This is a genomic window from Psychroserpens burtonensis DSM 12212 (genome assembly GCF_000425305.1).
GTDB classification, from domain to species: domain Bacteria; phylum Bacteroidota; class Bacteroidia; order Flavobacteriales; family Flavobacteriaceae; genus Psychroserpens; species Psychroserpens burtonensis.
In genome coordinates, this window is sequence record NZ_AUDE01000006.1 from 233,362 (window position 1) to 257,413 (window position 24,052).

Here is a 24,052-nt window from a genome sequence, read left to right on the forward strand (position 1 = left end):
AATGCAAAAACTCATTCGCATAACGACAGTCCCCTCTTCTTTAAGAACACTCTTAAAAGGGCAGTCGCGCTTTATGAGTAATCATTTTGAGGTCATTGGTGTTTCTGGAGATGGAGGTGCTTTGGCAGAAGTAAGACAAAATGAAGGCATTAAGACACATGTGGTAGAAATGACTAGAACCATTACACCTTTCAAGGATTTGAAAGCGACTTACGAACTCTATAAAATTTTTAAAGCCGAAAAACCATTCATTGTTCACACGCACACACCAAAAGCAGGAACTTTAGGAATGTTGGCAGCAAAATTAGCTCGTGTTCCTCATCGCTTGCACACCATCGCAGGTTTACCTTTACTGGAAACTGCCGGGAATAAACGAACACTACTTGATGCTGTTGAAAAATTCACCTATGCTTGTGCTACTAAAATATTACCTAACTCGTTTGGATTAAAAAAAATCATCATTGATAATAAATATACTAAACCTAAAAAACTATTAGTCATAGGTAATGGTAGCTCAAATGGAATTGATACGATGCATTATGACACTCGTTTAATTTCCGAAGAAAAAAAAGAAGCACTAAAACAAGAACTTGGTATTACCAAAAAGGATCTTGTTTATATATTTATTGGTAGAGTTGTAAAAGACAAAGGTATTAATGAATTGGTGAATGCTTTTAATACCTTATCAAAAAGGGAAATCAATTGCAAATTGATTTTAGTTGGTCCTAGTGAAAATCATTTGGACCCTTTGTTACCAGAAACCGAAACGTTAATCAAAGAGAATAGGCGAATTTTAGCGGTTGGAATGCAAAAAGATATTAGACCTTATGTTGCCATTTCTCATGTATTGACATTCCCTAGTTATAGAGAAGGTTTCCCTAACGTAGTATTACAATGTAGCTGTATGAATTTACCTTGTATTGTATCCAATATTAACGGTTGTAATGAGGTTATTGAAAATGAAGTTAACGGACTTATAATTACCGTAAAAGATGAAATATCTCTAGAAAATGCGATGCAGTTTATGATTGATTTCCCTGAAAAAAGAGAAGCTATGATACGACATGCAAGATGTAAAATCACAAAACGTTACGAGCAAACATATGTTTGGAACGAACTTTTAAACTATTATAAGAGTTTAAATTAATGGTTATTTATATAAATATTACAAAAGCTTTTTTTGACATCCTTGCTGCTTGCATTGGGTTTCTTGTGTTATTACCAATTTTTGCCGTCACGTGGACAATTTTGATGTTTAAAAATAATGGAAAAGCATTTTTCTTTCAAGAACGTCCAGGGAAAAACGAGCGCATCTTTAAAATTATCAAGTTTAAAACAATGACCGATAAAACAGATGCTCACGGAGAATTGTTACCACCTTCAGAACGCTTAACAAAAACAGGAATCTTTGTTAGAAAATATTCTTTGGATGAAATTCCGCAATTACTTAATGTAATTAAAGGTGATATGAGCTTAATTGGCCCTAGACCATTACTTATAAGGTATTTACCAAGATATAATTCAGTTCAAAAGCAACGACACAATATTAAACCAGGTATTACAGGATGGGCTCAAGTTAATGGTAGAAATGCAATTAGTTGGGAACAAAAATTTGAATATGATGTTTGGTATGTCAAAAACATGTCGCTTATTTTAGATATAAAAATTTTATTCTTGACCATTTATAAAGTCTTTAAAAAAGACGGAATCTACAGTGTAGAAAATGATATTGTTCCAGATTTTACGGGAACAGAAACGAACCAAAACTCAACTCATGGCAATTAATATATTATTCACTTGTGCAGGACGTCGCAACTATTTAATTAATTATTTCAAGGACGCTATTAAAGGTCAAGGCCTTATTATTGCTGCAGACATGAACCTCACTGCTCCTGCTATGATTGATGCAGATCGCGCCATATTGGTACCAAGTATTTACGATGACAATTATATTGAAGCACTAAAAAAGGTGATTATTGAACATGATATAACTGCTTTAGTGTCCTTAAATGATCTAGAACTTCCTATTTTATCCAAGCATAAAGAGGAATTAGAAACTACTGGAGCAAAAATAATTGTATCTAGTGAACAAGTTATAGATATTACTTTTGATAAAGTTAAAACATTTAATTTTTTTAAAGGTATTGGCTTAAACACGCCCAAAACGTATACAACATTAGAACATGCTTTTACTGCTATTAATCTCGGAAACTTGAATTATCCACTAGTCGTTAAACCGCGTTGGGGAAGTGCTTCCATTGGTATTGATTTTCCAGAGTCTACTGAAGAGTTGAAACTAGCATTTAGACTTCAGCATATAAAACTGAAGAAGTCTATCCTGAATGCAGCCAGTCAACAGGATATTGATAATGCCATACTTATTCAAGAGAAGTTAGACGGTAGAGAGTTTGGAATGGATATCGTGAATGATTTTGATGGTAATTACTTCGGGACATTTGTTAGAGAAAAACTCAATATGAGATCAGGAGAAACAGATAAAGCCATTTCTATAATTGATAAACGCTTTGACACTATTGGAAAAAAAATCGCTGAACACATCAAACATATTGGCAGCATGGATTGTGATGTATTTATTGCTGATAATAAACTTTATGTTTTAGAACTAAACCCAAGATTTGGAGGAGGTTACCCCTTTTCACATGAAGCAGGAATTAACACAGTAGCGATCTACATTGAGTGGTTAAAAGGGAATACAAATGTTGACCAATTCAACAACTATATTGCTGGAAAACAGTTTTCTAAATGTGATAAAATGGTACAAATACCTTCTAAATAAATAAGAGAATTATTGCTTAATGTTTATATTCATCTAATTTTGTTACCAATTAAAACAGTAACGACATATTTGATAATGCAAAATAACCCATTTACTTCTAAAATATTTGAGACTGCTTGGCTTAGACACTTTAATGATTCTAAACCATCTCATCGTTTTAATTTCATTAAAAATATTTCGTTTATAAAAAAATCGTTTATTCCTCTATATATCAATGTAGGTAAGAATCTTACTAAAGGAGTTTCTTACAATTTCGTTGAAGGACAATCTGATTATAAAGGCAAAGTTTTTTTACTGTATGATATTCCAGATTATTTTGAAGTTAGTGAGAATACTGATGTTGTAAGTGAAGGTTTAGTTTTAGAGAAAATTTTCCAATATAATGGATATATGATGGACTTATCTAATTTTGATAGTCCAGAATCTTATATTAAAGAACAATTCAAAAAAAATAACAAGCGATACATTAGATGGTCCCACATAAAACGACTAGAAGAGTGTTTTGATATTTCTTATGAGTTTATCTATGGTGAAGTATCTGATGATCAATATGAATTCATTTTCGAGCATTTCTATAAATTATTAAATGCAAGGTTTGAAGGTAAACACACAGATTACCATCATTTGAGAAATAAAAAATGGCAATTTTATAAAGATGTAATTTTGCCTCTTATAAAAACTAAACAAGCATCATTTTTAGTTATTTATAATGACGGAATCCCAATAGGAATTAATTTAAACTATCATTCTGAGAATACATTATTTAAAGCTATAACAGTATTTGATGCAAATTATTACAAATTTAGCATTGGCAAATTATCTGTTTTAAAACTTATTGATTGGTGTTTTGAGCATAACTATAGGTTTTCAGACTTTTCAAAAGGGTATTTTGACTACAAAGAAATTTGGAGTAATACCAAATATGATTTTAACTATCATTTATTATATGATAAAAAATCTGTAAAAGCTATTTTGACGGCAAAGACTATCAAATCTATTTTTGATTTAAAATCTTTTTTAAGAAAAAAGAATGTGAATCATTCATACAGAAAGTTGCTATATAAAATTAAAGGTCAAAAACTAAAAAGAGAGAATCACTTCAATTTCGAAACCATCCCGCTCTCTGAGATCATAATTCCAGATGGCTTTAAATTAGTAGATTTAAAGAATGATAACTATGATTATATTTTAAATCATGTTTATAGCTTCTTGTTTACTAATCCAGAAAGCTTTAATAACATCCAAGTATACGAAGGATTGAATACTCAAAAATTTATTATTCGCGGAACGAACAAAGCAATAGAAATTAATTTCAAATAATATATTACGCTAAAAACATTGCTTATTGGAGCACTTTAACTAAAAAAATCACCCAATTATCTAAATTAAAATATAATCTAGTTTTATTTAAAATTTTATAATTTATTTTACCAAAAATTAGTCATGCACAATACAATACTATCCTACGTTCAAGACATACTAAATAATCCTTTAGAAGAGATTAAGGAAATTGATACTATTACACATCAAAATTTTCATAATACCTACACAAATAATAATTCTCCTGTAGTCATGACAGAAATGATGGAGAATTGGCCAGCAAAGACGAAATGGGATTTAGACTTCTTTGAAAAAATAGGTAAAGATAAACAAGCATTTATTTCAAAAGGAAACATACGTCAAGGAACTACCGATTGGGAATTTGGAGATTTTTTAAGCTATATAAAAGAAATTAAAGATTATAAAAATAATAAATCTAACGCTTACCTCTCAAATTTATCATTGCTAAAATTATTTCCAGAACTGGCTAATGATGTTGATTTTTCTTTAGTCTCAAAATATAAAAAGCACAACTCTACATCGTTTTGGATTGGTCCACCAGGAACTATTACAGGATGGCACACAGATAGGCTAAACGATAATATACTCGCTCAAGTTTATGGGAAAAAGTTAGTATTTTTAGTGTCTCCAGATCAAAATTCAAAAATGCCATTAAGTGATAAATATGAACCGGGCTCTAAGCTTTGTGCTGTTTCTATGGAAGATTTTGATGAAAACAATCACAAAACATTTAAAGACGTAAAAGTCAAATATGCCTTACTAGAGCCCCATAGTATGTTGTTTATTCCAAAAAATTGGTGGCACTGTGTTTATGGAATCGATATTTCTATTAGTTCAAATAATTTTGGTCATACTGGTATAGATCATTTTAGAATGAAATCTTCTGAAATAGCTAAACGACAATTACATAGTTTAGGACTTTATGGAAAAAACTGTGTTTGCCATTACTACGATGACAATGGCAAAAGACAAAAAAGATAATCCTATTTTTAATATCAATTTTCATAAATCATAACTATCTGTGAACGGTCATTTTATTATATCATTAGATTACGAAATTCATTGGGGAGTTTTTGATAAAAAAACGGTTGATGACTACAGAGAGAACCTTATTAATGTAAGTAAGGTTGTTGACAGACTTATAGAATTGAGTGACACATACAACATACGTCTAACTTTTTCTACAGTTGGATTTTTATTTGCTAAAGACAAAGACGATTTGTTTCGTTATATCCCAAAAAACAAACCAACATATAAAATTGAAAACGTTAATCCCTACCCTCTACTAGAGCATATAGGTAATAACGAAAATGACGACCCCTTTCATTATGCACTTTCTAAAATTAAAGAGATAAAAAATAATGGAAATCACGAAATAGGAACACATACTTTTTCCCATTATTACTGTCATGAAGATGGGCAAACTGTCGAACAATTTAATGATGATATTATTGCAGCAAAGCAAATCGCTGCACCATTAGGGATTAATCTTAAAAGCATTGTGTTTCCTAGAAATATGATAGATGCTAACAAAGCAGTAGACCAGCCATATCTTGAGGTTTGTCAAAAACATGGGATAAGATCTTTTAGAGGAAAAGAAAAGGCCTACATTTATAATATTCACACAACCAAGTTTTATCATGGTTGGTATATTTTTAAACTCTTGAGAATCTTAGATGCTTATGTTAGTGTAACTGGACCAAACACATACAATGTGGAGCAAATTAATAAAAACAATTTGGTTAATAACTTGCCTTCAAGCAGGCTATTTCGAGCATACAGTTCTAAGTTAAAATTTTTAGAACCCTTAAAAATACGACGAATTAAAAAAGCCATGACCTATGCTGCCAAGCATAATGAAATGTTCCACCTATGGTGGCATCCTCATAATTTTGGTACTCAAACCAGCGATAATTTGAAAAATCTTGAAGAGATCTTTAAAACCTACAAAAAATTAAATAAAATGTATGGGTTTAAAAGTGAAACAATGACTGGGTTGTCTAATAAAATCGATTCTGCTGGGCTATAATTATACTTCCAAGTAAAACTAGGATTCTTTAAATCAACGTATAAAAGAGTTTTTTATCGTTTTTATTTGGTTGGTCTAATGGTATTTATGCATATTTAGGCAGAATTTTAGCTAATTATCTAGAGACAAATAGGCTTTATTTAAGAAATTCAACCCCAAATCCCTCGCTAGACAATAATAATTGAATAGTATTTAACTTGCTTAACATATTGATTATGGAATCAAAAATTTGGTTGTCGTCCCCTCATATGGGTGGAAAAGAACAATCTTATGTAACCAATGCTTTTGAAACGAACTGGATCGCTCCTTTGGGGCCACATGTCAATGGTTTTGAGTGTGATATCCAAAATTACCTAAGTCAAGGCTCTCACGTTGCAGCTCTTAGCTCTGGTACTGCTGCTATTCATTTAGGTCTTATTTTGTTAGATGTTGGTTTAGGAGATGAGGTCATTTGTCAAAGCAAAACATTTTCGGCATCTGCCAACCCAATAGCATATCAAGGTGCTACTCCTATTTTTATTGATAGTGAAAAAGATACTTGGAATCTCTGCCCAGAACAATTAGAAATAGCAATTAAAGATCGCATGAGTAAAGGAAAAAAACCAAAAGCTATAATTTCTGTTCACCTTTATGGAATGCCATATAAAGTTGATGAAATTCATAATATTGCTAAGGCTTACAATATTCCAGTGTTAGAGGACAGCGCAGAAGCTTTAGGAAGCTCTTACAAATCTATAAAATGTGGTACGTTTGGAGATCTCTCAGTATTATCATTTAATGGCAATAAGATTATCACAACGTCTGGAGGTGGTGCTTTAGTTTCTAAAGATATTAAACTGAAAGAGAAAGCTATTTTTCTAGCAACTCAGGCTAGAGATCAAGCGGTCGAATATTTACATTCTTCAATTGGATATAATTACAGATTATCAAACGTTTTAGCTGGCATAGGCAGAGGACAAATGGAAGTTCTTGATGATCGTGTATCCGCTAGAAGAGCAAACTATAATCATTATAAAGAGAGTTTCAAGAACATCAATGAATTACAATTTATTGACGAGCCAGATGGTTATTTTTCTAATCGCTGGTTGTCTTGTATGCTTACACCTTCAGCAGAAATTAGAGAAGGAATTAGAACAAGCTTAGAATCTTTAAATATTGAAACTAGACCGCTTTGGAAACCCTTGCATCAACAACCCATTTTTAAGGACGCACCTCAATATCTTAATGGTGTTTCAGATAATTTGTTTGAAAAAGGATTATGTTTGCCTAGTGGTTCTAACTTAACTGAGAATGAATTAAATAGAATAACATCTGCAATAAAAACGTATTTTAGAGCATGATTAAAAAATTACTTCAAGACATATCAAGTAAATATGCCTCAAAGTGGGTAGTAATGCTTTTTGATTTAAGCATTGTTGCTTTTACGTTTATGGCTGCTTATGTCATACGTTATAATTTTATCATTGACTTTGATTTAGTGATTATGTTTAAGCAAATTCCCTTTGTGTTTTTAGCTGCACTAATCAGTTTTATTGTTGTTGGCTCATATAAAGGTGTTGTCAGATTTACAGGTTTTAAAGATGTAATCAATATTATCATTGGTGTTAATATTTTAGCCACGATTCTTATTATATCAACCTTTTTTAGTAGAAGATTGAACTATGATACTATTTTTAATATCTCTGGTTCTATAATTTATATTCATTTACTACTTAATATTCTTTTCTTAGTTGGATCTAAGCTGTTTATAAAATCTGTTTATAATAAATTAATGCAAGATATTAAAACTCAAAAACGAGTATTAATATTTGGAGCGGGAAATGCCGGAATGATAACGTATGACGCGATATCAAACGACCCTACAAATAGCCATAAGGTTATTGGCTTTATTGATGACAACGAAAAAAAAGTTGGAAAAAAAATAAATACATTAACTGTTTATAGTCTGGATAATATAACACCTGAGCTTATTGATAAATATGGTATTGAAGAGGTTATTATTTCTGTTCAAAATATTGACTCCTCAAGATTGCTTCAAATATCAGGATTCCTTTTTGAACTAGGCCTAAAAGTTAAAATAGTACCTCCTGTCCAAAATTGGATAGATGGCGATTTAAGTGTTGGTCAAATTAAAGAAGTTAATATAGAAGATCTTTTAGGCAGAGATCCAATTTCTATTGTCAATCCTGCCCTTTTAGATGAATATGACAACCAAGTTATTCTAATTACTGGTGCTGCAGGTTCTATTGGTAGTGAAATTGCTAGAAAAACTATTGGTTTTAATTATAAGAAGTTAATACTTGTTGATACCGCAGAGTCCCCTCTGTATGAATTACAACAGGAATTTGTGCAAAATGGTGTAAAAAACTTTATTGCTATAGTCTCAGATATAAGAGATTTTAGACGAATGGAAAAACTTTTTCAACAATACAAACCTAATATAGTTTTTCATGCTGCGGCTTATAAGCATGTTCCTTTAATGGAAGACAATCCTTTTGAAGCCGTAAGTGTTAATATTGGTGGTACTCGTCATATAGCGAGTTTATCTGTAAAGCATGGTGTAGATAAATTTGTTCTAATTTCTACAGATAAGGCAGTTAACCCAACTAATGTAATGGGCGCAACTAAGCGCATTGCAGAACTATATGTAAATTGTTTACAAGGTGAAGGTAAAACAAAGTTTATAACAACACGTTTTGGAAATGTATTAGGGTCAAATGGTTCTGTAATTCCATTATTCAAAAGACAAATTGACAATGGTGGTCCATTAACCGTAACTCATAAAGACATTACGCGTTATTTTATGACTATTTCCGAAGCATGTCAACTTGTACTAGAAGCTGCAACCATGGGGCATGGTGGAGAAATATTTGTATTTGATATGGGTGAATCTGTTAAAATATATGATTTGGCTAAAAACATGATTATACTATCTGGACTAAGATTTCCAGAAGATATTGATATTCAAATTTGCGGTTTAAGACCTGGAGAAAAAATATATGAAGAGCTATTAGCAGATGGTGAAAATACGAGATCTACATATCACGAAAAAATCATGATAGCCAGAACAAAACAAATTGATGTACTGAGTATTAGTGATAAAATATCTAATTTGTGCACAATAAGTTCAAAATCACAAAATCTAGAAATTGTAGCCTTAATTAAAGATATTGTTCCAGAATATATTTCTAACAACTCTAAATACGAAGTCTTAGACTCTAAAAAATAAATACAACCAAATCAAACTAAATATGACTCATCAATATTTAAAAGATCTATCTAAATTGCTAATTATTTTTTCCTGCATGATACTATTGTCATCATGTGGTTCTAGAAAAGACTTGGTATACTTTCAGGATGAACCTATAACAAATCAGAATCTTAGTCAGTTAGACAATAATTCTGAAATACAATATAAACCAAACGATATATTAACTATAGATGTCTCTGCTGAAAACATTGAGTCTATAGCTGCATTTAACCTTCCCGCTGTAGCATACAACACTGCTGGTGGTGCTCTAAACCAGCCTACAATGTTAAGACAAACTTATCTTTTAGATTTACAAGGTAATATTGAATTCCCTGTAATTGGAACCGTTAAAATGGGTGGCCTTTCAAGGCAAGAAGCAACTTCTATGCTTAAAGAAAAAATTGGTGTATACGTTAAAGAGTTTATTGTTAATATTAGACTTATTAACTTCACGATTACAGTTTTAGGTGAAGTCAATAGACCTGGTAATTATACGGTTCAAGGTGAACGTATATCTCTAACACAAGCCTTAGGTTTAGCAGGTGATTTAACAATTTACGGAAAAAGAAATAATGTGTTTTTAGTTCGTGAAGTTGATGGAAAAAAGAAATATGCAAAATATGATTTAACCTCAATTAATGTAGTCAATTCGCCCGTATATTATTTATCCCAAAATGACCTTATTTATGTTGAACCTAATAGTGCAAGGATTAAAACATCAACCTATAACCCAAATACAGGTTTATTAATCTCTGCAGTCTCCACTTTAGCTACTATTGCAGCAATCTTTTTATTTAGAAACTAATAAAGTTTAAAACTCATCATGTCTCAAAGCCCACTTAAAAATAAAGATACCATTATAAATTTAGTTGAGTTATACCTTTCAAAATGGAAAATCATTCTAGTTTGTTTGTTTATTGCTATGGCTATTGCTTTTGTAAAGATTAGATACAGTACCTTTCTATACCAAGCAAACGCTACTATAAAATTAAAAGAAGATGAGAATTCGCGAAGTTTATCTGAAATTTCCTCACTCCAAAATGGTGGTTTTGGAAGCCCTCTGCCAAACGTCATAGACGAAATAGAAATTATTAAATCAAGATCTATTATTACAGAGGTAGTAAAAGATCTTAAGTTAAATACAAGATGTTATGTGACTGGTATGGTCAAAAAAGCGGAGATTTATTCAAATCCGCCAGTGAATATTAATTTTTTCATGAATGATTCTATAATTGAAAACATCAACAAATCACTGTTTATTCAAATTGTGTCCGCTCAAAAATATGAGTTATCGAATATAGATACACATAACTTTTTAGAATTTGATGAAGGTGAAACAACAACACATAGTTTTGGTGATAAAGTAAGTTCATCATTCGGAGAATTCGTTATAACACCTAATATAGGCACATATGGATCAAGTCCAGGTTCATTTATTGAACTTAATATGAGTCCGGTTCATAGCGTTGTTGAATCTTATCTTTCTAGCATAAAAATTAGTACTACAGAAAAATCAAACGTCATAAAATTATCGCTTAACGAGAGTATAAAGGAAAAAGCACGTCTCATACTCAATAAAGTCATTGAAAAATATAATGAAGATGTTATAAAAGATAAAGAGAAAATTGTTCAAATTACTTCCGATTTTATAACCAATCGACTAAACGTTGTATCTAATGAATTAGAACAAGTTGATTTTACTGCAGAAAACCTTCAGAAAAACAATAGACTTACTGCTTTAGGATCACAATCTAATATCTTTTTAGAAAGCGAGCGCGAAACTGGATCTAAAATAAGCCAAACTAGTAATCAATTACAGTTGGCTCAATATATGAGTGATCATATTAAAAATAATGAAAGTGATACTGATTATTTGCCCGCAGACGTTGGTATTACGGATAGTAATGTCTCACAAATCACAAAGAGTTATAACGAATTAGTGTTAAGGCGTGATCAAATTTTAAAAAATTCAAGTAAAAAAAATCCAACAGTAATTAATTTGAACAATCAGATTGATGCTCTAAAAGTTAACCTTAATCAAAGCATAGAAAACATTATATCTACTAATCAAATTACACTTGATAATTTAAATAGAGAGAATTCTAGAATTCGTGGTCAAATTTACTCAGCTCCTACTAAAGAAAGACAATTTAGAGACATCAAACGTCAACAAGATATTAAAGAATCATTGTACCTATATTTATTAGAAAAGCGTGAAGAGACCGCAATTACATTGGGTATGTCTTCTGCTAATGCAAAAGTCATAGATCTTGCCTACACAAATGATAATCCTGTAGCGCCAAATAAACAAATCATTTATCTAGCTGCTTTGCTAATAGGTCTTTTTATTCCTGTCTCACTTATTTACGTAAGGGATTTAATTGACAACAAAATACATACTAAAGAAGATGTGCAACGTTTAATTAAAGCTCCATTTATTGGTGATATTCCTAAAGGGGAAGGTAAACTTCAAGTCGTCAAAAAAGTAGATTACTCTCCAAAAGCAGAAGCCTTTAGAATCATTAGAAGTAATATTAATTTTATGCTTCAAAAAAATGATAGTCCTTGTAAAACTATTTTTGTAACATCGACAGTAGCTCAAGAAGGCAAATCACATACATCGACCAACCTAGCTAGTTCATTTTCATTTTCAGGAAAAAAAGTATTACTTGTAGAAACAGATATTCGTGTACCTAAAGTTAACGATTATTTGAAGATATCCCCAAAAAAGGGACTTACAGATTTTATCTCAGATAAAAGCCTGTCCATTAAAGATGTTACTATAAAAGCACCTGATAATGAATTCTTAGATGTGATACCTTCAGGAACGATACCACCAAATCCTGCCGAACTACTAATGAGTGACCGTATAAATTATCTTTTTGAAAATGTAAAAAAGAACTACGATTACATCATCGTTGATACTGCTGCTGTTGGTTTAGTAACAGATACGCTTATAATAAGTGATCATGCAGATATGTTTGTTTATGTCGTTAGCGCCAATAATATTGACAAGCGTCAATTACATCTTGCACAAACCATGTATGAAGAAAAGCGTCTACCAAATATGGTAACACTTTTAAATAGTAGCGTTAAAAAGAAAGGCTATGGTTATGGCTATGGAAACAATCCAGGACATAAGAAAAAATGGTATAAACCATTCAAAAATTAAAAACATTTAAATAAATATCCGCAATATTAATTTTGCAGATTTTTATACCTAAAGTTTGCGTCGTTTGTTTTCCTGTTTTATCAGATTTAGTTCTCTGCTGGTTTGTCCGGCGACAGACGTATTTTCTTCTGCACGCCTAATTAGGTAAGGCATCACATCCTTTACAGGCCCAAAAGGGACATATTTAGCAACGTTATATCCTTGTTCTGCAAGATTGAAGCTTATATTATCACTCATCCCGTAAAGCTGTCCAAACCAAACATTATTATCTGTTTTATCAATTCCCATATCTGCCATCATTTTCATAGCGAGATAACAACTCTGTTCGTTATGAGTGCCTATAAAAAGGGAAATGTCATTTAAATTATTTAATATGTACGTCATACACGCATCAAAATTCTCATCTGTAACTTGTTTGTTATCACAAATAGGTGACTTATACCCCTTCTTTTCTGCCCTATTGCGCTCTTTTTCCATGTAAGCACCACGCACGATTTTAAAACCAATTTTAAAACTACCTGCCTTGGCACGCTCATGAAGTGACTTTAAATAGTCTACTCTATCCCAACGATAAGTCTGTAAGGTATTATAAACAATAGGCTTTGTCGTATTGTATTTACGCATCATATCTTCACAAAGATTGTCTGCTGCATCTTGCATCCAACTTTCTTCGCCATCAATTAAAACTTCAATATCGTTCTCTTTTGCAAGCTTACAAACGCTATCAAAACGGGCCACAACTCTGTCCCATTCTTTCTGCTCATCGGGAGTCAAAACGTTTCCTTCTCCTATTTTTTGATACAAATGAAAACGTCCAAAACCCGTTGGCTTAAAAACAACAATTGGCATCGCTTCTTTTTCATCTGCAAACCTAATAATTTTTAGAATTTTATCTCTACAGTCGTCAAATGCAGATTCCTCTTCCTTCCCTTCTACCGAGTAATCCAAAACAGAACTTACACCTTTCGTAAACATAATATCAATAATAGGTTCACAATCTTCCTCATTCACTCCTCCACAAAAGTGGTCAAAAACCGTAGAGCGTATCAATCCCTCAACTGGTAAATTTGCCTTCAGTGCAAAATTTGTAGCTGCAGCACCTACTCGCACCAATGGTTGATAAGAAATCATCTTAAATAAGAAATAAGCGCGTTGTAACTGTGAATCGGTTTTGAGTGCAAAAGCGACATTAGTATCATCAAAAAGGGTGGTTGTATTCATCTATTAAAAATATATTGCAAAAATATATTATTCGGTAGGCAATATGTTATTAAAAGTTACTAATTTTCAGCATGAATTCGATTGAAACTAAAACATATACCGTTCATTTTAATACAAACGCATATACAGAGCTTAATAACTATATAGAACACAACAAGTTCTCTAAAATTTTTATTTTAGTAGACACCAATACACATGACAATTGTTTACCCAAATTTATGGCACAATTGGAAACCAAAATCAATATAGAAATCATAGAAATTAATGCTGGCGAGCAAAACAAAACCATAGATACTTGCGTTGGTGTTTGGAATGCGTTGTCAGATTTAGGTGCAGATCGTAAAAGTCTTATGCTTAATCTTGGTGGTGGTGTCGTAACAGATCTTGGAGGCTTCGTCGCTTGTACCTTTAAAAGAGGCATCAAATACATTAATGTCCCAACCTCATTATTGGCGATGGTTGACGCATCTGTTGGCGGAAAAACTGGTGTAGATCTTGGTGCTATAAAAAACCAAGTTGGTGTTATAAGCTCAGGTGATATGGTCATCATTGACACCTCTTATTTGGATACGCTGCCTCAAAATCAAATGAAATCTGGTTTAGCTGAAATGCTAAAACACGGTCTCATCGTCGATAAAAACTATTTTGATAAACTGACTGATTTATCCAAACTCACACTCAACGATTTGGACGAACTAATTCACCAGTCTATAGAAATCAAGAAAACCATCGTTAACAAAGACCCATTTGAGCAAAACGAGCGCAAACATCTTAATTTTGGTCACACTTTAGGTCATGCTATAGAATCTTATTTTTTAAGTCATCCCGAAAAGGAAGAAATATTACATGGAGAAGCTATTGCTATTGGGATGATCTTAGAATGTTTTATTTCTGCGGAAATTCTAAACCTACCAAAACAAGATCTAGAATACATTACTAAAGCTTTAAAAAGCATCTATAAACCTGTGACGATTAACCCATCAGATTATGATGCAATCATTGACTTGCTGAAATACGATAAGAAAAACGAGCATGGGAATATCAACTTTGTATTACTAGACGGCATCGGGAAACCTAAAATTGATTGCTTAGTGGATAATGAATTGATTGCTAAAAGTTTTGAGTATTATAAAATATAGTAACACGAAACATCTACTAAATATAATACCCACCATATATTATGTTTATGGGTTTATAATCAAACTTATAAGCTCATATATGAACAAAACTTTATTTTATTCAATACTCTTGGGAATTGCAATATTTAATCTAATATTAGCTCTTTTATTGTTTAATTCAATATCTCAATCTCAGCCAATAAATTGTTTAAACATTGATATTAAGAATACTTATTTGTGTATTCCAAAATTACCTATTTATGTCTTACTCGCCTTTGGTGCATTACTCGGAAATATAATGTTCTTTAAGAGGAAAATTTGGATAAAAAACTAAGAGCCAGCACACATTTAAAAAATGTAGAGTAAATTGTTATGTCTATGTAAACTCGTAAAATGATACAGATTTTCCTAAGACTCGTTTTCTTTTGCTAATTTAGACCTAGCCAACGTAACTAACTATACATAAATTAGTTTTAAATCATTAAAAAACAACTACCATGAAAAGAATATCTGTAATTTTTATAGTACTACTCATTTCCTCACAGTCTTACGCACAAAAACCACGTGCAAGAGACTTAGGGGTTCCCTTTGTTGGTACAACAGGTGAATTCAATGCTATTACAGATGTTCAAGGGGTTGAAGTAGGATACAGTACTATTATTTCGGGAACAGGAGAAAACACAGTTGGCAAAGGACCTATTAGAACTGGAGTTACTGCCATATTTCCGAGAGGAAAAGCCAAGAAATTTAGTCCAGTTTATGCCAACTGGTATAGTCTTAATGGCAATGGAGAAATGACCGGTACGACTTGGGTTACTGAATCTGGTTTTTTAGAAACACCTATTATGATTACAAACACTAATAGTGTTGGAGTTGTTAGAGATGCAGTATTAAAATGGTATGTAGATACAGACTGGTATAGTGGAGAAGATTGGTGGTACACTTATCCTGTAGTTGCCGAAACTTATGATGGCTTCCTTAATGATATCTATGGTTTTCATGTTAAAGAAGAACATGTTTTAGAAGCCATAGAAAATTCAACGAGTGGTAAAATTGCCGAAGGAAACGTTGGTGGAGGAACAGGAATGATGTGCTTAGGCTATAAAGGAGGTACAGGAACGTCTTCAAGAGTTTTTAAAATAAAAGATTCAACATATACTGTTGGAGCTATTGTTCAATCTAATTTTGGAGCCAAAAGAAACTTGTCAATCGCAGGTGTTCCCGTTGGAATTGAATTAAAAGACACCTTAAATTATGAATTTAATGCGCCACCAAAATCAAGAAGACAAGAAGGAGATGGATCAATTATAGTAATTATAGCAACAGATGTACCTCTTTTACCCCATCAACTAAAAAGAATTGCACAAAGAATTCCGCTAGGAGTCGGCATTGTAGGCGGACGAGGAAGCAATGGTTCAGGAGATATTTTTTTAGCCTTCTCTACAGCCAATGAAAATGCCTTTAATAGAGATGAAACAACAACCGTACAATCGATGCCCAACGATCTACTAATGCCAGTTTTTGAGGCGACTGTTCAAGTCGTTGAAGAAGCGATTATCAATGCCATGATAGCAGCTGAAACTATGGAAGGCATTAATCAAAATAAGGCATATGCAATACCGCATGAATTACTGATTAAAATCTTAAAAAAATACAACCGACTAGAAGAGTAATGTGATAGAAACACGTATATAATTAATTATTAAGACCTTGCCTTGCATAATCTAAAAACCGTTAATAACTCGCAACAATTCTCACTAAAAAAACACCTGTAATTTACTATTTTGCAGTACTATTTATAAGTCAAAATTTATTGCATAAATGAAAGTCTGCATTGCCGAAAAACCTAGCGTAGCTCGAGAAATCGCGCAAGTTCTTGGTGCCACCACAAAACGTGATGGCTACTATGAAGGCAATGGCTATGCAGTGACCTATACCTTTGGTCACCTATGCACACTTATGGAACCCAGCGACTACAGACCGTATTGGAAAAGTTGGGATCTTAATAATTTACCGATGCTTCCAGATAAGTTTAAAACTAAAGTGGTAAGCAACTCGGGTATTCAAAAGCAGTTCAAAATTGTCAAATCACTGTTTGATAAGGCCGATTTGGTCATCAATTGTGGTGATGCTGGTACAGAAGGAGAACTCATACAGCGTTGGGTTTTAGATCAAGCTAATTACAAAGGAAAGGTACAACGCCTTTGGATTTCATCCTTAACAACAGAAGCTATTAAAGAAGGTTTTAATAATCTCAAGGATTCTAAAGATTACGACAACCTTTACTATGCAGGCTATTCTCGTGCAATTGGCGATTGGCTTTTAGGCATGAATGCAACGCGTTTATACACTGTGAAACACGGTGGTTATAAGCAAGTGCTTTCGGTTGGTCGTGTACAAACACCAACATTGGCGATGGTTGTCAGCCGTTTTAAAGAAATTGAAAACTTTAAGCCTCAACCGTATTGGGAATTACAAACCATGTATCGTGATACCCTATTTACTTATGAAGACGGTCGTTTTCTCAAGATGGAAGATGGGGCAATTCTAGCTAATAAAGTTAAAGAAGATGATTTTGAGATAGTTTCTACCACAAAAAAGAAGGGAAAAGAATACGCCCCAAAACTTTTTGATCTTACAGGTTTACAAGTGTATTGTAATACAAAGTTCGGGTTTTCTGCAGATGACACTCTAAAAATTGTTCAGAAATTATATGAGCAAAAAGCAGTAACCTATCCACGAGTTGACACGACGTTTTTACCAAATGATGTCTATCCTAAAGTCCAAGGTATTCTTGCTAAACTCACAAATTATGCGGAGTTAACACAACCTCTTTTAGGCAAAAAAACAAAGAAATCGGCCAAAGTATTTAATGACAAAAAAGTTACCGATCACCATGCCATTATCCCAACAGGAATACAGATCAACCTGCAATACAACCAACAGCAGGTTTATGATATTATCGTCAAACGCTTTATAGCTGTTTTCTATCCAGATTGCGATGTTTCAAATACAACCGTTATTGGAAAAGCTGCAGATGTTAATTTTAAAACCACTGGGAAAGAGATTTTAAAAGACGGTTGGAAAGTTGTTTTTAAATTCGGGAAGTCGCTATCATCAAATGCTTTTGATAAAGATACCTTACCCACATTTATAGCAGGTGAAAAAGGACCTCACCAACCTTCGTTTTTGGAGAAACAAACGAAACCACCAAATCAATTTACAGAAGCCTCACTCCTGCGTGCTATGGAAACTGCAGGCAAGCACGTTGATGATGACGAACTCAGAGATTTAATGAAAGAAAACGGAATTGGGAGACCGTCAACACGAGCAAATATCATAGAAACCTTATTTAAGCGTCAGTACATTAAGCGTAATAAAAAGCAACTCATACCCACCATTACAGGTATTGCGCTAATTGATACAATACGGAGTGAATTATTGAAATCTGCTGAGCTTACAGGTCGTTGGGAAAAACAACTTAAAGACATAGAAAAAGGTAAATATAGCGCAAGTCTCTTCATTACGAATATGAAAAAAATGGTAGATGAATTGGTCTATGAAGTTCGCAGTGAAACCAAGCGTGCCAATATATCACAAGCTACAGTTGTAAAGCAACGACAAGCTAAAACTAAAGTTACTACTGGTATTACTTCGGAAATATGCCCTAAATGTAAAAAAGGATCTATTTTAAAAGGGAAATCGGCTTATGGTTGTAGCCACTTTAAAGCTGGCTGTCATTTTGTATTGCCTTTTGAAAACTTTGGAAAAAAAATATCTGAAAAGCAATTCATCAGACTGTTACAAAAAGGGTCAACCGTAAATTTAAAGGGTTTCACTTCGGGAACTGAAACTACCGAAGGTTTATTGCGTTTTGGTGATAGCTTTAAACTGGTTTTAGAAGCGAAAAAAGGAAAGACTAAAATTTCCGAAGAAAATAAACAAGTACAAAAATCAGATGCGATTAATTGCCCGAAATGTAGCAAAGGAAACATTATTAAAGGCAAAACAGCTTATGGTTGCAGTCATTACAAAACAGGTTGTGATTTCAAAATGACATTTGATACGATTAGAGAAAAAACAAAAGACAGAAAACTCACTAAGGAACTCGTTTATTCTATTTTAAAAGGCGGTAACTAGTATGGAGCACCATCATTTCAAACTCTTTAAACCTTTTGGGTATTTGAGTCAGTTTCAAACCAATGCCAAACATGAAATAAACAAGAAGTTTTTAGGAGAATTACATGATTTTCCAGAAGGCACAATGGCAATTGGCAGGCTAGATAAAGACTCAGAGGGCCTACTTCTATTAACAACTAACGGTAAAGTTAGTTATGAAATTACAAGTTCAAAAACAGATAAAGAATATTATGTGCAAGTAGATGGTGAGATCACATCAGAAGCTTTAATTCAATTGCAAAACGGTGTTACAATTAGTCATCAAAGCGAAACATATCAAACGAAACCTTGTAAAGCTATTCAATTAGAGAGTTTCCCAAACTTCCCTAAACGTGTCAAAAAAATTCGTGATGAACGCCATGGAAAAACCACATGGATCTCGTTAACTATTAACCAAGGTAAGTTTAGACAAGTCCGAAAAATGACTGCTGTAGTTGGTTTTCCAACCTTGCGATTGGTTAGAGTTCGTATTGGAAAAATCACTTTAGACGGTTTAAAAATGGGAACCGTTAAAGAATTAGAAGCTATTGTATAAAAAAAGTCAACATTGAAAATAATCAATCTTGACTTTTAATAATATTAACTACAATATGTAATCATATGTTTAATACAGCATTTAAATTACTTTCACACGAACCGCATTCATTCCGCGATTCCCTTTCTCTAATTCAAACTGTACTTTGTCGTTTTCGTTTATCTCGTCAATTAATCCACTAACGTGACAAAAGTATTTTTCTTGGTCGTCAGTATCAATAATGAAACCAAAACCTTTGGAGTGATCAAAGAAAGATACTTTTCCTTTTCTAATTGGATCGTATTCTTCTTCTTCGATATCTTCTTTCTTAGGCACACCTAGAACGATGTTTTTTGCCTTGACCTTAACTTTGTCAGCTGGATCTGGTGGAGTATCTGTTAGATTTCCAAACTGATCGACGTAAGCAAATGGGATGCTACCTGCTCCTCCATTTTCATCTTTCTCATTCTTACGCGCGTCCATTTTTTTACGCTTATCCTCACGCTTTTTTAAGCGTTTCTTTTCTTTTTCACTTTTACTAAATGTCTGTTGCGACTTTGCCATTCTTTATATTCTGTGTTGTTTTTAAATGTAGTGTTTAAAAATTTGTTTGTCAAAGATACGCTATATCTGTGAATTTATCAAAATCATTAAATAATATAGTTAACAAACGTTAAAATATATTTTTTTAATAGTCTTACTATTATATTTGCGGGTAAATAATTTTGACATGAACAATTTACTTTCAAATCTTAAAATTGATATCAATTATAAGATTTATTTAAAGGATCCTCAATCTTCAGATTTAGGTAAGCGAATTATTGAGCATAGTATCAAACTTATTAATGAAATTGGCTTTGACAGCTTCACCTTTAAAAAATTAGGAGCTATTATTGGATCTAATGAGAGCTCAATTTATAGATATTTTGACAGTAAACATAAACTCCTACTTTATTTAACATCTTGGTATTGGGCTTGGCTAGAATATCAGTTGGTTTTTTCTATCATTAATATATCTGATGCTAATGTCAAATTAGAAAGAGCTATTAATGTTTTAACGAGAACTATTGAGTCTGATTCAATATTTTCTCATATAGATGAAGTAATTTTAAGTCGTGTTGTTATCAATGAATATTCTAAATCTTATTTAACCAAAGAAGTTGACGATGAAAACAAGGACGGTTATTTTTCAATTTATAAACGCTTGGTAAGCCGATTACATGATTTGATTATTGAGGTAGACTCTTCGTATAAGTTTCCACATAGCCTGGCTAGTACTGTTATTGAAGGTGCCCTTCATCAACATTTTTTAATAGATCATTTCAAGTCATTAACAGATTGTGATGAGCATACGCAACCTTCAGATTATTTCAAACATTTAGTATCAAATGCCTTAAAAAACAACTAATGACTAAAACAATTTTAACTTCTTGGCAACGCCTAGTTGGACTTTTAAAATTAGATAGAAAAGACATCAGACAAGTATTTTATTATGCCATTTTTGCTGGGGTAGTGAACTTATCACTTCCTTTAGGCATTCAAGCAATTATCAATCTTATCCAAGGTGCTCAGATAAGTAGTTCTTGGATCGTACTCGTTATTTTAGTAACGATTGGAGTGGCATTTGTTGGTGTACTTCAACTCATGCAAATGCGTATTATTGAGAATGTGCAGCAAAAAATATTCACAAGATCATCGTTTGAATTTGCTTACCGATTTCCGAAGATGAAAATGAGCGAATTGCGTAATTATTATCCGCCAGAATTAGCAAACCGTTTTTTTGATACACTAACTGTACAAAAAGGATTATCAAAAATATTGATTGATTTTCCCGCTGCTCTGCTCCAAATTATTTTTGGATTGATGCTCCTTTCTTTTTATCACCCCTTTTTTATTATCTATGGAATTTTACTCATCCTCTTAATTTACATCGTATTCAAATATTCTGCTCAAAGAGGTTTGGATACTAGTTTAGATGAGTCCAAACAAAAATATAAAGTAGCGCACTGGATTCAAGAAGTCGCACGATCTATCTTAAGCTTTAAATTGTCTGGTAGAACCAATTTAGCGCTTCAAAAAAATGATGAGCTTGTCTCTAATTATCTTGATGCTCGTGAAAGTCACTTTAGAGTCTTAGTGCAACAGTTTATTAAACTCATAGGTTTCAAGATTCTTGTAACAGCAGGATTATTGGTTATTGGTGGTTTTCTAGTATTGAGTCAAGAAATGAACATTGGTCAATTTGTCGCTGCGGAAATCATTATACTTTTAGTTATTAATTCTGTTGAAAAATTAATCTTAGGTCTAGAATCATTTTATGATGTCTTAACATCTATTGAGAAACTAGGACAAGTTGTTGATAAAGAATTAGAGCCACAAGATGGCGGAAGCATAAGTGAGACAAAGTCATTTAAATTAGAACTAGAGGATTTAAGTTATAAGGTTCCTGATGTGATGAGACCAATAATTGATGGCATATCCCTAAAAATTGATACTAAAGATCGCATTATGATTCATGGATCTCATGGCTCAGGAAAAACAACATTATTAAAATTAATAGCTGGTATAAACCAACCTACTTCTGGTGTGATTTACGTTAATGACGTTGCCATACAAGGTATTAAATTAAATGATTATAGAGCACTTATTGGACAATCCTTACCAGAAGAATCTCCTTTTGAAGGCACTATAAGAGAGAACTTAACCTTTGGGAATCTAACTATTACTGATGACGAAATTGATTACGTTTTAGAAAAAATAAAACTAGTAAATTTTGTAAAATCTCAAGCCAAAGGTTTGAATACTATGCTATCTCCCGAAGGAAAAAGACTATCTTATACGGTATCTAAAAAAATAATATTGGCCAGAAGCATACTTAAAAAACCTAAATTATTATTACTTAAAGATCCTTTAGATCAATTTGAAAAATTAGAAGCTAAAAGTATTATGGAATTTTTGACACATAAAAACAATCCTTGGTCGTTAGTCGTAGTGAGCTACAATATGGACTGGAAAACGAGTTGTACAAGAATTGTAAATTTAGAACAAGGTAAAATAGTATCAAACCTTTAAGATTATGCTAAACATTTCAAATAATAAATTAAATACAAAAATTGATTTATCAAAATATAAATCAGCTCAAAAAGTATTTCATAAAAGACATTTTAAACATTTTAATCGTTTCTTAAAGGCCTTTGCTATAGTTGTTTTTATAATTATGTTTTTACCATGGACGCAAAACATAAATAGCCGCGGTAGAGTGACAACATTAACACCAGATCAAAGACCACAAACGATACAGTCTCCTATTCCAGGGCGAATAGAAAAATGGCATGTTAGAGAAGGTGATTTTGTAAAGAAGGGAGATACGATATTATTCATTTCCGAAGTGAAAAACGAATACTTTGATCCTGATCTTGTGAATAGAACAGGTCAACAAATAAAAGCAAAAGAGGCCTCTGTGAATTCCTATGGATTTAAAGTTAATGCGCTTAACAACCAAATAGGTGCATTGAGCAGAGAGCGTCAATTAAAATTAGAGCAAGCTGAAAATAAATTATTACAATCTAAATTAAAAGTACAAAGCGATAGTAATGATTTGGTAGCAGTCATAATTGATTTAAGTATTGCTGAAAGACAGATTGGAGCCATACAAAATCTGTATGACGAAGATTTGAAATCGTTAACAGAATTAGAAGAAAAGCGTTCAAAATTTCAAGAGAAACAAGCTAAACGTATATCACAAGAGAATAAATTTTTAGTTGCTAAAAATGAAGTGATTAATGCCAAGGTTGAGATTAATCGAGTGAGAGCCGAATATGCCGAGAAAATATCAAAAGCACAAAGTGATAAATTTACAGCAGAGTCTAACGGTTTTGATGCCGAAGCTCAAGTCACAAAGCTAGAAAGTGACTTTACAAGCTATGAAATTCGCAATGATATGTACTACATCAAAGCACCACAAAATGGTTACATCAATAAAGCCATAATAGGCGGTATTGGAGAGACCTTTAAAGAAGGTCAACGTTTAGTTGGTATTATGCCTTCAGATTACGATTTAGCTGTAGAAACCTTTGTTAATCCTATAGATTTACCTCTTATTCATCTCAATGAAAAAGTACGTGTTCAGTTTGATGGCTGGCCTGCAATTATTTTTAGTGGCTGGCCTAATGTTTCCTACGGAACGTATGGCGCAAAAGTCGTTGCCATAGAAAATTTTATTAGTGAAAACGGGAAATTTAGAATCCTATTAGCACCAGATGAAACAGATCATGAGTGGCCTGAAGCAATACGAGTGGGCTCTGGCGCAAAAACAATTGCACTTTTAGAAGATGTACCAATATGGTTTGAATTATGGCGAAACCTTAACGGGTTTCCACCAAATTATTATCAGCCAGAAGATGGCACTACAACCAAAAAAGATCAATAAAA

Annotated in this window: 19 protein-coding genes; 17 read left to right on the forward strand and 2 right to left on the reverse strand. The window is 32.6% G+C overall.

The window, feature by feature from the left end; translation table 11 throughout:
• Position 1 precedes the first annotated feature (1 nt).
• The 10 genes from H593_RS0102580 to H593_RS0102625 all read left to right on the forward strand — a co-directional run bounded on the left by H593_RS0102580 (position 2) and on the right by H593_RS0102625 (position 12,589).
• Positions 2–1,147 (forward strand): glycosyltransferase family 4 protein, encoded by a 1,146-nt coding sequence (locus H593_RS0102580; protein WP_157588758.1) that lies wholly within the window; start codon positions 2–4, stop codon positions 1,145–1,147.
• A 5-nt stretch (positions 1,148–1,152) separates the two neighbouring features.
• On the forward strand, positions 1,153–1,785 hold the full coding sequence (locus tag H593_RS18390; RefSeq protein WP_281168545.1) for a sugar transferase: 633 nt from the start codon (positions 1,153–1,155) through the stop codon (positions 1,783–1,785).
• Positions 1,775–2,797, forward strand: coding sequence for an ATP-grasp domain-containing protein (locus H593_RS0102590; RefSeq protein ID WP_028870986.1), 1,023 nt, complete (start codon positions 1,775–1,777; stop codon positions 2,795–2,797). The genes H593_RS18390 and H593_RS0102590 overlap by 11 nt, the downstream gene beginning before the upstream one ends.
• A gap of 75 nt (positions 2,798–2,872) precedes the next feature.
• Positions 2,873–4,117: a GNAT family N-acetyltransferase gene (locus tag H593_RS0102595; RefSeq protein WP_028870987.1), complete on the forward strand. Its 1,245-nt coding sequence runs from the start codon at positions 2,873–2,875 to the stop codon at positions 4,115–4,117.
• Positions 4,118–4,240: 123 nt separating this feature from the next.
• Complete coding sequence (locus H593_RS0102600; protein ID WP_028870988.1) at positions 4,241–5,119, forward strand: cupin-like domain-containing protein; 879 nt, start codon at positions 4,241–4,243, stop codon at positions 5,117–5,119.
• A 40-nt stretch (positions 5,120–5,159) separates the two neighbouring features.
• Positions 5,160–6,167, forward strand: coding sequence for a polysaccharide deacetylase family protein (locus H593_RS0102605; protein WP_028870989.1), 1,008 nt, complete (start codon positions 5,160–5,162; stop codon positions 6,165–6,167).
• Between the two features lie 215 nt (positions 6,168–6,382).
• Positions 6,383–7,507: a DegT/DnrJ/EryC1/StrS family aminotransferase gene (locus H593_RS0102610; RefSeq protein ID WP_037051292.1), complete on the forward strand. Its 1,125-nt coding sequence runs from the start codon at positions 6,383–6,385 to the stop codon at positions 7,505–7,507.
• Positions 7,504–9,396, forward strand: coding sequence for a polysaccharide biosynthesis protein (locus H593_RS0102615; protein ID WP_028870991.1), 1,893 nt, complete (start codon positions 7,504–7,506; stop codon positions 9,394–9,396). The genes H593_RS0102610 and H593_RS0102615 overlap by 4 nt, the downstream gene beginning before the upstream one ends.
• A 76-nt stretch (positions 9,397–9,472) precedes the next feature.
• Complete coding sequence (locus H593_RS0102620; protein WP_245584997.1) at positions 9,473–10,222, forward strand: polysaccharide biosynthesis/export family protein; 750 nt, start codon at positions 9,473–9,475, stop codon at positions 10,220–10,222.
• A gap of 18 nt (positions 10,223–10,240) precedes the next feature.
• The gene (locus tag H593_RS0102625; RefSeq protein ID WP_051229598.1) at positions 10,241–12,589 is read left to right on the forward strand and encodes a GumC family protein; all 2,349 of its coding nucleotides are present in this window, start codon (positions 10,241–10,243) and stop codon (positions 12,587–12,589) included.
• A 48-nt stretch (positions 12,590–12,637) separates the two neighbouring features.
• On the opposite strand, the gene H593_RS0102630 is transcribed toward H593_RS0102625, so the two are convergent.
• A complete protein-coding gene (locus H593_RS0102630) occupies positions 12,638–13,810 on the reverse strand; it encodes a proline dehydrogenase family protein (RefSeq protein WP_028870994.1) in 1,173 nt (390 codons plus the stop codon).
• Positions 13,811–13,881: 71 nt separating this feature from the next.
• Between H593_RS0102630 and aroB the strand changes: the two genes are divergently transcribed.
• From aroB to H593_RS0102650, 4 genes are all read left to right on the forward strand, one after another.
• Complete coding sequence (gene aroB / locus H593_RS0102635; RefSeq protein ID WP_028870995.1) at positions 13,882–14,949, forward strand: 3-dehydroquinate synthase; 1,068 nt, start codon at positions 13,882–13,884, stop codon at positions 14,947–14,949.
• Between the two features lie 476 nt (positions 14,950–15,425).
• Positions 15,426–16,601, forward strand: a complete 1,176-nt coding sequence (locus H593_RS0102640) for a DmpA family aminopeptidase (RefSeq protein ID WP_028870996.1) — start codon at positions 15,426–15,428, stop codon at positions 16,599–16,601.
• A gap of 148 nt (positions 16,602–16,749) precedes the next feature.
• Positions 16,750–19,068 (forward strand): type IA DNA topoisomerase, encoded by a 2,319-nt coding sequence (locus H593_RS0102645; protein WP_028870997.1) that lies wholly within the window; start codon positions 16,750–16,752, stop codon positions 19,066–19,068.
• A 1-nt stretch (position 19,069) separates the two neighbouring features.
• Positions 19,070–19,642, forward strand: a complete 573-nt coding sequence (locus tag H593_RS0102650; protein WP_028870998.1) for a pseudouridine synthase — start codon at positions 19,070–19,072, stop codon at positions 19,640–19,642.
• An 81-nt stretch (positions 19,643–19,723) separates the two neighbouring features.
• On the opposite strand, the gene H593_RS0102655 is transcribed toward H593_RS0102650, so the two are convergent.
• Positions 19,724–20,185 carry a cold-shock protein gene (locus H593_RS0102655; protein ID WP_028870999.1) on the reverse strand — a complete coding sequence of 154 codons (462 nt, stop codon included), beginning with the start codon at positions 20,183–20,185 and terminating at the stop codon, positions 19,724–19,726.
• 166 nt (positions 20,186–20,351) lie between these two features.
• On the opposite strand from H593_RS0102655, the gene H593_RS0102660 reads away from it, so the two are divergent.
• Genes H593_RS0102660 through H593_RS0102670 form a run of 3 tightly spaced genes read left to right on the forward strand, consistent with a single transcriptional unit; the run spans position 20,352 to position 24,050 of the window.
• Complete coding sequence (locus tag H593_RS0102660; protein ID WP_028871000.1) at positions 20,352–21,029, forward strand: TetR/AcrR family transcriptional regulator; 678 nt, start codon at positions 20,352–20,354, stop codon at positions 21,027–21,029.
• On the forward strand, positions 21,029–22,693 hold the full coding sequence (locus H593_RS0102665) for a peptidase domain-containing ABC transporter (RefSeq protein WP_028871001.1): 1,665 nt from the start codon (positions 21,029–21,031) through the stop codon (positions 22,691–22,693). Before H593_RS0102660 ends, H593_RS0102665 begins: the two co-directional genes overlap by 1 nt.
• Before the next feature lie 4 nt (positions 22,694–22,697).
• Positions 22,698–24,050, forward strand: a complete 1,353-nt coding sequence (locus tag H593_RS0102670; protein WP_028871002.1) for an HlyD family secretion protein — start codon at positions 22,698–22,700, stop codon at positions 24,048–24,050.
• Positions 24,051–24,052 lie beyond the last annotated feature (2 nt).